The sequence below is a fragment of the Acinetobacter sp. USHLN143 genome, assembly GCF_037145695.1.
Classification (GTDB): domain Bacteria; phylum Pseudomonadota; class Gammaproteobacteria; order Pseudomonadales; family Moraxellaceae; genus Acinetobacter; species Acinetobacter fasciculus.
This window is the reverse complement of sequence record NZ_JBBCWZ010000013.1, coordinates 18,210-33,041: the sequence shown is the minus strand read 5'-3', so window position 1 is coordinate 33,041 and position 14,832 is coordinate 18,210. Positions and strand designations below refer to the sequence as shown.

The 14,832-nt window shown below is 43.5% G+C and carries 13 protein-coding genes; 6 read left to right on the top strand and 7 right to left on the bottom strand.

Going from position 1 to position 14,832, the window contains the following annotated elements; all coding sequences use genetic code 11:
- Positions 1-100: 100 nt before the first annotated feature.
- Entirely contained in the window at positions 101-865 is a 765-nt protein-coding gene (locus WFH18_RS05660; RefSeq protein ID WP_005103282.1) for a DUF4184 family protein, read from the bottom strand.
- Positions 866-1,006: 141 nt separating this feature from the next.
- Between WFH18_RS05660 and znuD the strand changes: the two genes are divergently transcribed.
- Both znuD and WFH18_RS05650 read left to right on the top strand, forming a co-directional pair.
- Entirely contained in the window at positions 1,007-3,121 is a 2,115-nt protein-coding gene (znuD, locus tag WFH18_RS05655; RefSeq protein ID WP_005103285.1) for a zinc piracy TonB-dependent receptor ZnuD, read from the top strand.
- Positions 3,122-3,227: 106 nt separating this feature from the next.
- Positions 3,228-4,691, top strand: coding sequence for a phospholipase D-like domain-containing protein (locus WFH18_RS05650; RefSeq protein ID WP_004733001.1), 1,464 nt, complete (start codon positions 3,228-3,230; stop codon positions 4,689-4,691).
- Positions 4,692-4,776: 85 nt separating this feature from the next.
- On the opposite strand, the gene WFH18_RS05645 is transcribed toward WFH18_RS05650, so the two are convergent.
- The gene (locus WFH18_RS05645) at positions 4,777-5,235 is read right to left on the bottom strand and encodes a hypothetical protein (RefSeq protein ID WP_004732999.1); all 459 of its coding nucleotides are present in this window, start codon (positions 5,233-5,235) and stop codon (positions 4,777-4,779) included.
- Positions 5,236-5,414: 179 nt separating this feature from the next.
- Between WFH18_RS05645 and WFH18_RS05640 the strand changes: the two genes are divergently transcribed.
- The gene (locus tag WFH18_RS05640) at positions 5,415-5,867 is read left to right on the top strand and encodes an RcnB family protein (RefSeq protein WP_005261853.1); all 453 of its coding nucleotides are present in this window, start codon (positions 5,415-5,417) and stop codon (positions 5,865-5,867) included.
- Positions 5,868-6,065: 198 nt separating this feature from the next.
- Here the strand turns inward: WFH18_RS05640 and WFH18_RS05635 are convergent, their stop codons facing one another.
- Positions 6,066-6,563 (bottom strand): phosphate-starvation-inducible protein PsiE, encoded by a 498-nt coding sequence (locus WFH18_RS05635; protein WP_004647497.1) that lies wholly within the window; start codon positions 6,561-6,563, stop codon positions 6,066-6,068.
- Between the two features lie 174 nt (positions 6,564-6,737).
- Between WFH18_RS05635 and WFH18_RS05630 the strand changes: the two genes are divergently transcribed.
- Positions 6,738-6,944 (top strand): hypothetical protein, encoded by a 207-nt coding sequence (locus WFH18_RS05630; protein WP_005261855.1) that lies wholly within the window; start codon positions 6,738-6,740, stop codon positions 6,942-6,944.
- A 60-nt stretch (positions 6,945-7,004) separates the two neighbouring features.
- Here the strand turns inward: WFH18_RS05630 and WFH18_RS05625 are convergent, their stop codons facing one another.
- The 3 genes from WFH18_RS05625 to WFH18_RS05615 form a co-directional block, all read right to left on the bottom strand.
- On the bottom strand, positions 7,005-8,786 hold the full coding sequence (locus tag WFH18_RS05625; RefSeq protein WP_005261858.1) for an acyl-CoA dehydrogenase C-terminal domain-containing protein: 1,782 nt from the start codon (positions 8,784-8,786) through the stop codon (positions 7,005-7,007).
- 168 nt (positions 8,787-8,954) lie between these two features.
- The gene (locus tag WFH18_RS05620) at positions 8,955-10,757 is read right to left on the bottom strand and encodes an acyl-CoA dehydrogenase C-terminal domain-containing protein (RefSeq protein WP_005261860.1); all 1,803 of its coding nucleotides are present in this window, start codon (positions 10,755-10,757) and stop codon (positions 8,955-8,957) included.
- A 301-nt stretch (positions 10,758-11,058) separates the two neighbouring features.
- Entirely contained in the window at positions 11,059-11,652 is a 594-nt protein-coding gene (locus tag WFH18_RS05615) for a hypothetical protein (protein ID WP_005261862.1), read from the bottom strand.
- 135 nt (positions 11,653-11,787) lie between these two features.
- On the opposite strand from WFH18_RS05615, the gene baeS reads away from it, so the two are divergent.
- Both baeS and WFH18_RS05605 read left to right on the top strand, forming a co-directional pair.
- Entirely contained in the window at positions 11,788-13,440 is a 1,653-nt protein-coding gene (gene baeS, locus WFH18_RS05610; protein ID WP_336754665.1) for a sensor histidine kinase efflux regulator BaeS, read from the top strand.
- 13 nt (positions 13,441-13,453) lie between these two features.
- Positions 13,454-14,140: a response regulator gene (locus WFH18_RS05605; protein ID WP_336754664.1), complete on the top strand. Its 687-nt coding sequence runs from the start codon at positions 13,454-13,456 to the stop codon at positions 14,138-14,140.
- Positions 14,141-14,184: 44 nt separating this feature from the next.
- Here the strand turns inward: WFH18_RS05605 and WFH18_RS05600 are convergent, their stop codons facing one another.
- Complete coding sequence (locus WFH18_RS05600; RefSeq protein ID WP_005103295.1) at positions 14,185-14,823, bottom strand: hypothetical protein; 639 nt, start codon at positions 14,821-14,823, stop codon at positions 14,185-14,187.
- Positions 14,824-14,832 lie beyond the last annotated feature (9 nt).

Genomic DNA, 14,832 nt, shown 5'->3' with positions numbered 1-14,832 from the left:
AGTAAAGGTAGGATTATGCCTCTTTGGGCATGTTGTCACAAGAACTTGGGTCAAAAACAATATCATTTTAAAGTGAATAGGCGCAAAGCCAGTGCTTTGTTTAATCCATCCTGTGCTCTCTGTCTAAAAATAAAAACAGTAAACAGCCCAGACTGAAGGTGATCAGAAAGCCTTGGCTAAATTCATTGATCGAGCGACCAGTAAAATAATAGAGGTCTGATTGCCAGACTTCCGTAGAAATATAGCGCGCATAATCCCAGACAGAAAATAGGCCGGTAAATATAGAAAAGAGCAATAAGCCCCAGGCAAAGGATTTGATTTTCACACTGACTGCAAGATATTGCTGATGAGTTTTATAGTAATGCAGGCTCATCCACAGGATAAGAGGCAAGACAATCACTGAGGTGCCAATCTGTAAAATCCGGTGCAGCGGATAACTTTGTCCAAACAACTGAAAATGTTGGGCTAAGACGTCATGAAAGGCAAAAGTTCGAAAATCGACGTGGGTCAGTCCATCCCAGATTAAATGGGTAGCTGTACCGACGATCAGTGCCAGACACATTACCAGGATAAATTTTAGTGCTGAAAGGATATTGTGAATCTTTAAATCATGCTGAATACCGATGCAACGGTAAATCACGGGCCGGTAAATCAGGTACCAGACCGCACAAAAAGCCAGACCGATCCAGAGATCTGGATGAATCAGCGAAGACCATAAATGGGTAATATTAGAATTAGTATGAGTAAACAGACGATAAAGATCTGGAACCATGCTGCCAATGGCCAGCGCAGCAACAGGGAGTCTATTCCCAGTCAAATATGAAATAGGTGGAGCAAGCACAGCATGCGATAAGGTAAAGGGCATAAAAATAGTGTTTTTAATGTAATAAAAAATATTAGAAAGACATTCTAATAAAATATTCAGCTCATTATCGTAAAGGATTGCAAAAATAATGAAATGTTATATTATAACATTCACCCAGATTACTGAATTTGAGCTTCGGTCATGTCCTTCCCTAAGAATCTAATAACATTGTCAATTTTTGCTGTAGTTGCGCCTACAGTATTTGCAGAGCAATCCTCATCTTCTATCCCGGTACAGACCCTGGACACGATTCAGGTGCAAGCTCATCCATTGGTGCAGACTGCGGCAGATTTTGCGGTTGCAGATCATGTCGTGGATCAGAAAGCACTGTCTGAACGCGCCACCACCATTGGTGATGCCTTGGCAGATGAGCTTGGTGTTTATTCTAATCAATATGGTTCAGGCTCGAGTCGTCCTGTGATTCGGGGTCAAGATGGTCCACGTGTGAAAGTGTTGCAGCATGCTTCTGAAACAGCGGATGTATCCACTTTATCTCCTGACCATGCAGTAACCGTTGATCCGATTCTGGCGAAACAGGTCGAAGTGATTCGTGGTCCATCTACGTTGCTTTATGGTGCTGGTACAGTCGGTGGTTTGGTGAATGTCACTGATCAAAAAATTCCAACCCAAATGCCTGAAGATGGTTTGGAAGGTTCAGTTGGCGTACGTTATAACTCAGGCAGTGACGAAAAACTCGCAAATGCAGGTGTAACTGCAGGGATTGGTGAGAATTTTGCCTTACGTATTGAAGGCTCAAAACGTAAAGCGAATGATTATATTGCACCGGATTATTTTCATGAGCATGATGACGAATTAGAAAAAGAACGTCGTGTGGGCAATACTTTTGCTGAAGGGCAAACAGTCAATATTGGCGGATCATGGATTCATGATCGTGGTTTTGTCGGTCTGTCTTATAGCAACCGTCAGGATCAGTATGGCTTGCCAGGGCATAGTCATGAATATCATGGTTGTGTTTTACATGGTGATCATTTTCATGGTTGTCCAACACCTGACCCAGATGCACCAGCCCATGAAGAGCATGGTGGACCATGGGTAGATTTAAAATCTGAACGCTATGAAGTACGCACCGAACTGGAACAGCCTTTTGCCGGTGTTGAAAAACTACGTGCACATGCCAGCATTACCGATTATGAACACAATGAACTTGAAGAAAGTGAAGTCATTAGTAACTTTAAAAGCAAAGGTTATGACGGCCGTTTAGAGTTGGTGCATGTGCCAGTTGCAGGCTGGGAAGGGGTGATTGGAACCCAGATTTCACAGCAAAAAATTAATCTTGCCGCATCAGAGCATGACCATCATGAAGATGGCGATGAGGACGATGAAGAACATCATGTTCATGGTTCAGGTGTCGTGATGCCGGACACAAAAACTGACAAATTCAGTCTTTTTGCTTTAGAGCATAAGCAACTTGGCGATGTGCATGTTGAACTTGGTGCGCGTGTCGATCATCAAAAAGTGAAAGTAGATTCGGATCAGAAAGATTATTCGGGGACTGGTGTCTCTGCATCCGCTGCTGCCAACTGGGAATTTGCACCGAACTACAAACTTTCTGTAGTGGGATCACATCAGCAGCGTTTGCCTTTAGCTCAAGAACTCTATGCTGATGGCTTGCATTTTGCGACCAATACCTATGAACTAGGTAATCCTGATCTCGATAAAGAAACTTCAAATAATCTCGAGTTAGGTCTGCATTATGAAGGGGATAAACTGGATTACCATGTGCATGTCTATCACAACTGGTTTGATGATTATATCTATGGCGAAACGGTAGCGCAGAAAGGTAATTTACGTGGCGTGCAATATACCCAAGACAAAGCTAGATTCTATGGTACAGAAGCACAAGCCGGTTATCAGATCAATGATATGTATAAGCTCAGCGTCTTTGGGGATTATGTGCGTGGCAAGATTGAAGGCGAAAATGCACCACGGGTACCTGCAGGTCGCTTAGGCACCAAAGTCGAAGCAGACTTTGCCGATGGCTGGTCAGGTTTGGCTGAGTATTATCATGTCTTTAATCAGGACAAAATCGCCAGCTATGAAGATGAAACCCAAGGCTACAATATGGTGAATGTGGGCTTAAGCTATGCCAATAGCCTTGCAGATAACAATGCTTATAGGGTTTATTTCAAGGCCAACAACCTGCTTGATGATCAGGTGTATTCACATACTTCCTTCCTGTCGAATATTCCGCAGGTGGGTCGCAACTTTACTGTCGGCGTGCAATATGATTTCTAACAGGTCTACTGAAATAATTGACCAAATCATCTAGATCTCACTGAAATCTACTTGAAAAATCATAAGATAAAACCTAGCCTGAGTATATTGGGTTAGGTTTTATCTTATGCGTATCTTTCAACGAATTCACAATAAATTGAACTGGTCGAATCGCCGTTATGCGACTTTGATCATTAGTATGCTGGCCGTGGGTTATCTGGCTTCAGCGATCTACCACACTTATAAGCCTTTGCCGGAAGGTCTGAATTACACAGGCAAAATGCGTCATGCCGAAGTCAAATTTCTGGCTGATCAGACTTATCTGGATGCCGAAGGAAAACAGCATCTAGATCATCGCATTTTTAATGAAATGCTGCATATGATTGAAGAAGCCAAATCGCTGATCGTGCTGGATATGTTTTTATTTAATCAGCAAACGGGGGCATCTACGCAGGAACATCAGGCATTAAGTCAACAACTGACGGATGCTTTAATCAGTAAACGTCTGCTGCAACCTGAGGTAGAAATCAAATTTATTACCGATCCGATCAATTCGGTCTATGGCGGAATTCGATCCGAGCAGTATCGAGCCCTACGTCAGCACGGTGTTGATGTGATTGAAACCAATCTGACGCCATTGCGGGCTTCCAATCCAGGCTGGTCGGGCTTCTGGTATATCTGTTGCCAGGGCATTGGCAATAATCCGGAAAAGGGCTGGTTGCCGAATCCATTTGGAACAGAAAAAATTACCCTGCGCAGTTATTTTGAGCTGTTTAACTTTAAAGCCAATCATCGTAAAACCATGGTGGTAGATACCGATCAGGGCTGGAAAGCACTGGTCACATCCATGAATCCGCATGATGGCAGTTCACGCCATTCCAATATCGGTTTATTGGTCTGGGGTAGCACCGCTGTGGATATCCTGAAAACCGAGCAATCTGTCGGCATGATGTCACAAGCCAATATGCCTGCCATTGTCGCCGGGGATTTTCAGGCAGACAGCAGCCAGCCACAAGTTCAGGTGCTAACTGAAAAAGCTATTTATGATGCGATTTTGAATCTCATTCAGACCGCCAAAGCCAATGAGCAGATTGATCTGGCGATGTTTTATCTGTCTGAGCGCAAAATTATTAAAAGCCTGATCGCGGCACATGAGCGTGGTGTCAAAGTCCGGGTTTTACTCGATCCAAATAAAGATGCTTTTGGCCGTGAGAAAAACGGAATTCCAAACCGGCAAGTGGCTTGGGAACTGCATAAAGCAGGTATTGATGTGCGCTGGTGCCGTACTCAGGGTGAGCAATGTCATAGCAAAATACTGATGAAGCGCAATGCTCAGCAAGCTGAAATGATTTTAGGCTCGGCTAATTTTACCGTACGGAATCTGAAAAACTATAATCTGGAAACCAATATGCGCGTGCTGGGGCAGCCTCAGGCCGAAGTGTTCAAGGATGCCCAGCAATATTTTGACGGTGCATGGTCAAATCTGAATGGTCGTTCGATGAGCGTAGATTACACTCAATATGCAGAAAACTCGTTCTTTAAATATTGGCTGTATCGTTTTATGGAATGGAGTGGCTGGTCGACGTTTTGATTTTAAATCCCTCCTGACCTCCCTTTTAAAAAAGGGAGGAAAGTCCCTCTTTAAAAAAAGAGGGATTTAGGAAGATTTTTTATTATCAGCTTTTTGATTCTGGATTTGGCGGAACCAGCTGATCCAGCTCTTTATCCGTTAATTGATCCAGCTCAGAAATATCGGTTTTAATTTTCCATTGCGCTTCATCATCGACCGGATTTGGCAAACGCGCTTCTAACCAGTCACAAACCACATCTGGCGGGAAATCTGCGTGATTACACTGGATCACCCAAGACAGGAAATCTTTGGCTATACCATTCATATATGGCGGTGGAGAAACTGGAAGGAACTGAGTTGGAAGACGTTCATTTTTAGAAATATAGTTCAGGACATGACCTAGTTCTTGCACAGTTTGCCAAGCCAGCGGATGATCTACATTGATCTGAAATTTAAACCACCATGCCTGCTTGCCATCTGAACCATAGCTATCAATCCGTTCTTTCTGAACACTCGGCACTTTAGAAAAATATTCATGCAAACGATCGAAATTTAAATCAGACACAGTATTCAACTCGAAACATTAAAAAAGTGATTTTAGCATAAAGCCACAGGATGCCGATGAGCCCGCTAGATTGAAAATAGGCAAGCGCATTACAAAAAATTGCAGGCTCAGCAGCCTTATCCATATTTTCTGCATCTATTTTGTTTAAAATATAGACAAGGTATTAACAGGAAGCGCAGATGAAAATAGTATTCTTGAGTGCAATATTCGCTGCATTGCTATTGGGAGCTTCTACACAAAGTATGGCTGGCAATGCTTGGGTGGGTTATGGTGGTGTAGACCGATCTGTACCGAAGTATCGCAGCGCACCACGATCTTATGATCCACCACGGCAGCATTATCCGCAACGTCCGCTGCCACCAAGACCACATTACCCGCAACGACCACCATATTGGGGCTATCCACCTGCACAGAGTCAAAGTGGATTAAACATTCAGTATCAGGCACCGACCACTATTTATCAAAATTCGAATAGTTATAGCTGGGTCAATGGTGATCCGAATGTTGCCCGGATTGAAAGTTCGAGATATACGGTAATTACCGATTGGCAGCGTTTAGGGTTACCAGCACCACCGCGTGGCAGCTACTGGATTTATGAAAACGGACGCTATGTGCTGGTGCCGAATCGTTAAACTGCTCTAAACTCTGAACGGATAATTCAGTTATAAACGTCAATAACTCAAAAAGACCAAAATAGTTCCCTCTCCTGTGAGGAGATGAGTAGCACTGCTACGCAAGGGAGAGATTGCTTGAGATAAATCTCCCAAAACCCTAAACGAGGCTTAAGTATTACTTTAAGCTGAAGTGCAAAAAAAAGAGGGCTTAAAAGACTATGCCAATTCATCATCTTCTGGACGCGGTGTTTTGCCAAGGGGTAATGGCTTTTCACTATGTTTGTCACGAATCACGGATGGATAAGTCCATGAGGCATAGCGCACCACTAATATCGCAAAGGCCAGAATCAGAATCGAACCAGTAATAATCACCAGATCCATGCTGGCTTTATGCGTGTGTTGAATATCTGCAATCAGCAAACGGGTCAGTGCAGTAATGGCAATATAAATCAGGAAACGTACTGGCATATGGTTGGTTTTGAAATAGATGCCGACCATGGCACCAAGTTCCAGATAAATAAACAACAGAAGAATGTCGTCAATGGTGGCGAACTGTTTCACGGTCAGAATGTCAATGACGGTATGGCCAGCGGACCAGATCACCATACAGCCAATAATAAACAGCGCAATATAATGAAAGCTTTCTACAGCAAGATTGCCAAGACGGTCGAGGAGAGCTTCAAATTTTTCAATTTTCGGACGTGATTTAGACATATTATCCTCCTGATTTTTCATGTGAAATAAAGATAGTTGCAGAATAACGTGCAAAGATCATGCACAGAATGATTGAATGAAAAATAAAGATTAAATTATTTGAACTTTTGCGCTTTTTTTAGACTAAATTGCTATATTGTATGGGTGGTAACATTGAATAAATAGGAGAAAAAAGTGTTAGATAAAATTCAAACAAAAATTAGCCAATTAGAAGCCGGAAAAAAATTAATCCTCGGCGTAGGCATTAAGGCTGAAGATATGCAAAAGGTGGTGGAGCTCTGCGAGTCTTTAGAGTCAGAGGGGAATATCAAAATTGTGAATAAACATTCGAATCCGAAAAGCAATAATCAGACGGATACCTTGCTAATTCAAAAAGTTTAATTGTTGCATTTTCATAAAAAACGCCTGCTGATGCAGGCGTTTTTATTGCAGATTTTCAGCTTAAGCTTGAGTCGTGAAATAATCTTCAGAGAAGTTCATGATGACGTCAGAACCTGATTTCACTTTAGTAATGCGTAATGCCAGTTCAGGCAGAATGCGTTGCACAAAATAACGTGCCAAAGCGAGTTTGTTCTGATAGAAATCACCCTCTTTATTTTTCGCTGCATTGGCAATGCGCGCAAACATATAAGAGAAACTCAACAGACCTACAGCGTGCAGATAGTCGACTGCGGTCGCATTCGGAAAGTCATGACTTTCTCTTGCTGCTTCCAGAATATACTGAGTCACTGATTCAACTTCAGTCGCTGCATCCAGTGTGGCATCTTTAATGAAGTTCAGGTCTGCATCCAGACTATTGGCAAAGTCACGGATTTCAGAGATATATTCAGAGATATATTCGCCGCCACATTTAATGGTTTTACGGCCGATCAAATCTTGTGACTGTACGCCGTTGGTGCCTTCATAGATCTGGGAAATACGCAGGTCACGGATACATTGCTCCAAGCCCCATTCACGGATATAGCCATGACCACCGAAGACCATTTGTGCATCTAATGTCGCTTGGAATGCGGTATCCGTTAAATACGCTTTCGCGATTGGTGTTAATAGCGCAACACGGTCATTGGCTTTTTTCACCGCTTCAGGATCAGTCGAGAATTTGGTGATATCCAACTGTTGACCTACATACACGGCGAATGCACGTGAAGCTTCATTATTGGCACGTACATTCAGCAGCATACGGCGTACATCACCATGCACTAGAATACTGTCCGCAGGTTTGTTTGGTGATTGAACGCCAGCCGCGCTGCGACCCTGTAAACGGTCTGTCGCATATTGCGCAGCGTTTTGATAAGCGAATTCAGAAGCACCTAGGCCTTGGATACCCATCGACAGACGTTCGTAGTTCATCATCACGAACATCGCAGCCAGACCTTCGTTTTCTTTACCAACCAGGTAACCTTTGGCACCGTCAAAGTTCATTACACAAGTCGCAGATGCCTTGATCCCCATCTTGTGTTCGATTGAACCTGGGCCGACCGGGTTACGTTCGCCAATAGAACCATCTTCATTCACCAAGAATTTCGGTACGATGAACAGGGAAATACCACGAGAGCCGGCAGGCGCATCTGGGGTTTTCGCTAGAACGAGGTGAATAATATTTTCCGCCAGGTCATGATCACCACCCGTGATGAAAATCTTGGTGCCGCTGATGCTATAAGTGCCGTCTTCGTTACGTTCAGCTTTGGTCTTGATAATACCCAGATCAGTACCGGCATGTGGCTCGGTTAAGCACATCGTGCCTGACCATTCACCTGAATAAATTTTAGGTAAATAGGTTTCTTTTTGTGCTTGTGAAGCGTAGCTGTTCAGCGCCATGCCTGCACCAACAGAAAGCAGTGGATAGAGCATGAAAGATGGGTTGGTCGCGAACAGCATTTCATCAGAAAGTACCGTTAGCATTTTCGGCATTTCCTGGCCGCCCCATTCCATATCTGCGCCCAGACCAATCCAGCCACCTTCTGCATATTGTTTGAACGCTTCTTTAAAGCCAGCAGGTGTGGTCACATTACCATTTTCAATTTTTGCGCCTTCTTCATCGCCGGTACGGTTCAGAGGAAGCATGACGTTTTGAGAAAATTTTGCCATTTCTTCAAGAATCGCTTCTGCTGTCGCAGCATCCAGATGCGCTAGATTTTCATTGGCCTGCCAGAATTGTTCTGCATTGAAGACATCGTTCAGGATGAATTTCATATCGGCAAGTGGCGCGTTATAAATTGGCATGGTGTGTCACCTGTTTATTGTTTGATTAAATGAGTTTTAATCAGTCTAAAACACTCAAAATCTGAATGTTAGACGACTAAAGGTTAATTCTGTAACTCTTTATAAAGAAAAAGGACTGCCTGTTGATTGACCGTCCTTTTTCTGAAATGTAGCTAGTCTGAGACTAACTTAGAATGCAAAGTGTTCCGCATCCAGGTTCATCAATGGCTCTACACCTGTCGCAATCACTTCAACGTGTGAACGAACGCGTGGCAGGATTTTCTTGAAGTAGAAGCGTGCTGTCGTCACTTTGGCATTGTAGAAATCAACCTCAGTGGTGCCCGCAGCCAGTTGCTCCTGAGCAACCAATGCCATACGTGCCCATAGGTAAGCTAGAGTGACATAACCAGAGAAGTACAGGTAATCCACTGCAGCCGCACCGACTTCTTCAGGGTTTTGCATTGCACGCATACCAATTTGCATAGTCAGGTCGCCCCATTCTTTGTTCAAGGCAGCCAATGGTTCAATGAATTCTTTCATTGCAGCATTGTCTTTGTGCGCTTCAGCAAATTTATGGATGATCTTAGTGAAGTCTTTCAACATTGCACCTTGCGTACCCAATACTTTACGGCCTAACAAGTCAAGTGATTGGATCTCGGTTGTTCCTTCATAAATAGTAGAGATGCGTGTATCACGTACAATTTGCTCCATACCATATTCAGAAATAAAACCATGCCCACCTAACACTTGAACGCCATGTTTTGCAGACTCTGAACCTGTTTCGGTTAAGAACGCTTTTGCGATTGGAGTTAGGAGCGATAAGATGTTGTCAGAAGCTTTACGTTCCTCTTCTGTTGCCGCTTGTTCAACGATATCTGCATGTAGACACAATAGATACACTAGCGCGCGACCACCTTCTGCAAATGCTTTTTGCGTCAACAGCATGTTGCGTACCGCAGGATGCACAATGATTGGATCTGCTTCTTTTTCAGGTACTTTCGGGCCAGAAAGAGAGCGCATTGCCAGACGATCTTTTGCGTATGCAAGCGCGCCTTGGAATGAACCTTCAGATGCTGCAAGACCTTGAACTGCTGTACCGATACGTGCTGTGTTCATGAACGTGAACATGCAGTTCAGGCCGCGGTTTTCAGGTCCAATCAGAAAACCTTTCGCGTTTTGAAAGTTTAGCACACAGGTGGCGTTACCATGAATTCCCATTTTATGTTCGATAGAACCACAACGAACTGCGTTACGCTCTCCTAAAGAGCCATCTGCATTTACATTGAACTTCGGTACGATAAATAAAGAAATACCTTTGGTGCCTTTAGGTGCACCTGGCAAACGTGCCAATACAATGTGCACGATGTTTTCTGCCATGTCATGTTCGCCAGCAGAGATAAAAATTTTCTCGCCAGTGATGGCATAACTACCGTCGGCCTGAGGTTCGGCCTTGGTGCGAATAATACCTAAATCAGAACCTGCATGTGATTCGGTTAAACACATGGTACCCGTCCATTCACCTGAAACCAGTTTAGGCAGGTAAGCGTCTTTTTGTTCATCTGAACCGTGATGTTCTAAAGTACGTACGGCACCATGAGAAAGACCTGGGTACATGCCCCATGCCCAGTTTGCTGTACCTATCATTTCTGAAATCACGTTTCCTAGAGAAACAGGTAGAGCTTGACCGCCATATTGTTCTTCAGCAGACAGCGATGGAAAGCCAAGTTCGATGTATTTTTGGTACGCTTCTTTAAAGCCAGTCGGAGTCGTGACAACGCCGTCATTCCAGGTACAACCTTCACGGTCACCGGTCTGGTTGATCGGAGACAATTCGTTTTCACAGAAGTCGGCCGCAGCTTCTAAGTACTGATCTACTAGCTCACGGCTTACGTTTTCTTGGAATGCAGGGAGATTTGCATAGTGTTGTTCAGCATTTAATAATTCATGCAACACAAATTGCATATCACGTAAAGGCGCTTTGTATTGTGGCATATCGGTTTCCTCAATACTGGTTGAACCAGCGTTATAATCTTAGATGAACTAAAACCTGTCTTCATTGACACGGTTTGGAATGATCTAATCGTGCAACAACTTCCCCTGCGGTACAAGCTTTTCGGGGTGTTTTCTTGGTGACTGTAAAGTCAAAGATTAATCTGTATGATGCATTAAAGGTCTTGAGTATAAAGACTTTAGTCATATTCTGCAGGAAAGGAATAGTCAACTGTATGCATGAAAGAGCACGCAATAAAAAAGCACCCGAAGGTGCTAGTCGTGAAGCCTTGATTCCTATGCATTAATAAGCAGAGACTGTAGGCTGGAAACGGACATGACATTTGCCATTGATGGTTTGTTCACCCATCTTGATCTGTGCAGCAGTCCCGTCTTTTTTGCTTTGACAGGCTTGTAGCATGGCTTGTTGATGTGCCTGGTGTTGAGCGAGGCGCTGATCAAACTGTTTAGTCAATTCTGCACGTTTGGCATCCGTCAAGACTTCACCGTGCATCATGCCTCTACGCATATCGGCACGCATCGGACGATGCTCAGCTTTCATGTCGCGATGGCTTTTCATCTCTTTATGATCTGCTTTAAAGACCATCTTGCAGGTGCCGTCTATGGTTTTATCGCCAGTCTTGATTTGAACAGCCGAGCCCACAGCTTTATTGTCGCAGGCCTGTTGAAGCTGTTTGGCAAACTGCATGCGTTCTGCACGCTTTGCCTTAAACTGTTCACGCTGTTCGGGAGTTAGATGCTGTTTTTTGCCTTCATGATGTTTCATCATATGGGGGTGATCATTGTTTGGGACATTACTGGTGGATTGACAGGCAGTCAACGCACCCATTGATAAAACACTTGCACTGATTAAAGCTATTTTTGTCATGGTTTGCATTGTATTTATCCCCGTCAAGAAGCTGATTCTATGTCAGATAAAGATTAAACAATAAAGATGAAGAAACAATGAAGAGTTTTTTGCTGCGGTGTTCGCTACAATAATGAATATAGAAGAAAAATTGAGATTTCTATTTTGAACATTCGCCGCATTCCCATTGCATTACGTCTATTTTTGACCGTGCTGTTGACCACGCTGGTCATTACCACGGTAAGTCTGGGTGTATTGCATCTGAATATGCAGCGTAATTTCGCCCGTTATGTCGCTGATGTCGAAATGCAGAAGCTGGATTATGTGATTGAAAATCTGGCAGATGTCTATGCAGTCTATCAGGACTGGGGCAATGCGATTCAGGCACAGATCCTCCAGATGGAAGGTGAAGCCGCACCGGATGATTATGACCGTTTGTCACGCTGGTGGTTACGCCGTCAGTATGATATTGCCTTGCAGCAGCGTTATTTTCAGGAACAGACTCTGGCTCAGGTCGCACCCAGTATGGTAGATCCGGCGCTGCCACAACGTCAGGTCAATGAAGAAGAATTACGTGTGCTGGCATCTAATTTGCCTTCACAGTTTCAGCCCTTTGAAGGCTTGAAATTCCCGCTCAGCTCCAATCAGAATCTGTTTAGGGCTGATCGCAAGAATGGGGAACAGCCAGCACAGCAGCCGACCGGCAAGAAACAGTTTATCCAGATGCCGGATCGTCTTGGTCTCAGTTCACGTCTTTCTCTGTATGATGCCAAGCGTCGTTTTGTGGTCGGTGAGGCTTCGGATGAGCAGGTCTCTTATCGCCCAATTATGGTGAATAACCAGATTGTCGGCTATTTGGGCTTAAAACCGGTTCTGGATCAGGATGATGCCTTAAGTATCAATTTCTTTAGTAACCAGAAGCGTTATTTATTTCTGGTTTATGCACTCAGTATTTTGGCGAGTCTGATTGCGTCCTTGTTATTGGCGACTTATTTTAAAAAGCCGATTCAACGTTTGCTCAATGGTACACGTGCCTTGACCCAAGGAAATTATCAATATCAGGTTAAAGTGAACCGGAATGATGAATTAGGTGATTTATCCAATGAATTAAATGCATTGGCGGTGATTCTGGATCAGCATGAAACCTCACGCCGTCAGTGGGTGGCAGATACCTCGCATGAGTTAAAAACGCCACTAGCAGTCTTACAGGCACAGATTGAAGCGATGCAGGACGGGATTCGTAAACCAACGCCTGAACATTTTGCATCCATGCTGGCTCAGGTAAACAGCTTGAAAAAACTGACCCAAGATCTGGCAGCATTGGCACAGGTCGATGCCCAGCAATTGCAATTCTATTTCTCGACAGTGAATCCGTGGGAGGTGGTGCAGCAGGAACTTATTAACTTCCAGCCGAACTTTGAGCAGGCTGAATTGACGGTTACTGCAGATGGCGAAGGGACTGAGTTAAATCTGGATCTGGATCGTTTTAAACAGATTGTGGCGAACTTGCTCAGTAACAGTATTCGCTATACTGAAGCAGGCGGGCAGGTGCATATTCACACCACGCAAAATGATAAAGAATGGACCTTATATATCGATGATAGTCCATTTGGCCTGACTGATGAACAACTGGCGCGTATTGGCGAGCGTTTCTACCGTGTCGATGATTCGCGTACCCGAGCGACTGGCGGAACCGGACTGGGTTTGGCATTATCATGTAAAATTACGCAGGCGCTGGGCGGCAGCTTAAGCTTTGCACATTCACCACTGGGTGGTTTACGATGCAAGCTGAGCTTTCCTAAACAAATGAAACCATGAAGGGAATAGATTGATGAAACATGTCATGCTGGTTGAAGATGAAATCGAACTTGCACAGTTGGTGCGAGACTATCTGGAAGCTGCTGGTTTTGAGGTCAGTATGTTTCATGATGGGCAGGAAGCATATAACAGTTTTACCCAGCGTAAACCGAGTCTGATGATTCTGGACTTGATGGTGCCGCGTATGGACGGCCTGACCATTTGCCGTAAGGTACGTAAACAGTCGGATTTACCGATTATTATGGTGACTGCACGTACTGAAGAAATTGACCGTGTGTTGGGTCTGAATATGGGTGCAGATGATTATCTCTGTAAACCATTTAGTCCGAAAGAACTGGTCGCGCGTGTACAGGCTGTGTTACGTCGTCTGGATCGTAAATCAGAACCGGAAAGCAATGATTTATTCCGTATGGACAAATCACAACAGCGCATCTGGTATCAACAAAAAGCCTTGAATTTAACGCCGACCGAATTCCGTTTACTGGAGTTATTCCTGGAACATGTCGGACAGGTATATTCACGTGCGCAATTGCTGGATCATATTAATCCGGACAGTTTTGATGTGGCTGACCGTGTCATTGACAGTCATATCAAGAATTTACGCCGTAAGATTTCAGATGCAGCTGAAACCGGCAACCGTCATGAGTGGATTCAGGCGGTGTATGGTGTGGGCTACCGTTTTGAATATCCTGAAGATTGATTAAAAAATAAATGTGGATGTTATTATTAACCATCCACATTTATTTAAACTTGTACTTTCAGAAAATATAAATCGTTAATCTGGTCCCATAAAAACTCATAGTCTTGCATGAGTGTAATATCGTTTCCGTAAGGCTTAGGAGTTCTATAACTTAATATCGTTCCTTCTTTGTACGTACTTTTATGCCTGAAATCAAAATCACGGGTATCATCCGAATATTTTATTTGGTTGCAATAGTGGGCATGATCAGTTGCGAGAATGAAATAACAAATGTCGATTCCATTTCTCTTGTAAAGTTCTAAATTTGAAAGATCTTTAAAGACATCGTAACGGTTGTTAGGTTCCCGATGATTACTTTTCTTAAAGAATTTTAGTTCTATAGCAGCACAAGTTTGATGATCACCATCTTGATAACGAATTAAAATATCAATTCTTGCTCGCTCAGATTGACTCTTAATACTCGTTGTTTTTAAAGGTAAAAATGTTTCAAACTCTAAATGGAATTTGTCGCTTAACCTAAACTCATACAACTGCCCAAGTGTTTTTAAAATATGTCCTAATTCTAATTGGAAAGCACTTTCGTTATGTGTAATTAATCCTCCAAATGCGAGTTTGTGAGTAAGCAGCTTATATGCTGTTTCAATAATTTCACGTGTCAATTTAGTTTGATCAATTTTTTGCATGTTTTTTGA

Coding starts and splice junctions, on each gene's coding strand:
- WFH18_RS05660 (WP_005103282.1), bottom strand. CDS start 865: ATGCCCTTTACCTTATCGCATGCTGTGCTTGCTCCACCTATTTCATAT.
- znuD (WP_005103285.1), top strand. CDS start 1,007: ATGTCCTTCCCTAAGAATCTAATAACATTGTCAATTTTTGCTGTAGTT.
- WFH18_RS05650 (WP_004733001.1), top strand. CDS start 3,228: ATGCGTATCTTTCAACGAATTCACAATAAATTGAACTGGTCGAATCGC.
- WFH18_RS05640 (WP_005261853.1), top strand. CDS start 5,415: ATGAAAATAGTATTCTTGAGTGCAATATTCGCTGCATTGCTATTGGGA.
- WFH18_RS05635 (WP_004647497.1), bottom strand. CDS start 6,563: ATGTCTAAATCACGTCCGAAAATTGAAAAATTTGAAGCTCTCCTCGAC.
- WFH18_RS05625 (WP_005261858.1), bottom strand. CDS start 8,786: ATGCCAATTTATAACGCGCCACTTGCCGATATGAAATTCATCCTGAAC.
- WFH18_RS05620 (WP_005261860.1), bottom strand. CDS start 10,757: ATGCCACAATACAAAGCGCCTTTACGTGATATGCAATTTGTGTTGCAT.
- WFH18_RS05615 (WP_005261862.1), bottom strand. CDS start 11,652: ATGCAAACCATGACAAAAATAGCTTTAATCAGTGCAAGTGTTTTATCA.
- WFH18_RS05605 (WP_336754664.1), top strand. CDS start 13,454: ATGAAACATGTCATGCTGGTTGAAGATGAAATCGAACTTGCACAGTTG.
- WFH18_RS05600 (WP_005103295.1), bottom strand. CDS start 14,823: ATGCAAAAAATTGATCAAACTAAATTGACACGTGAAATTATTGAAACA.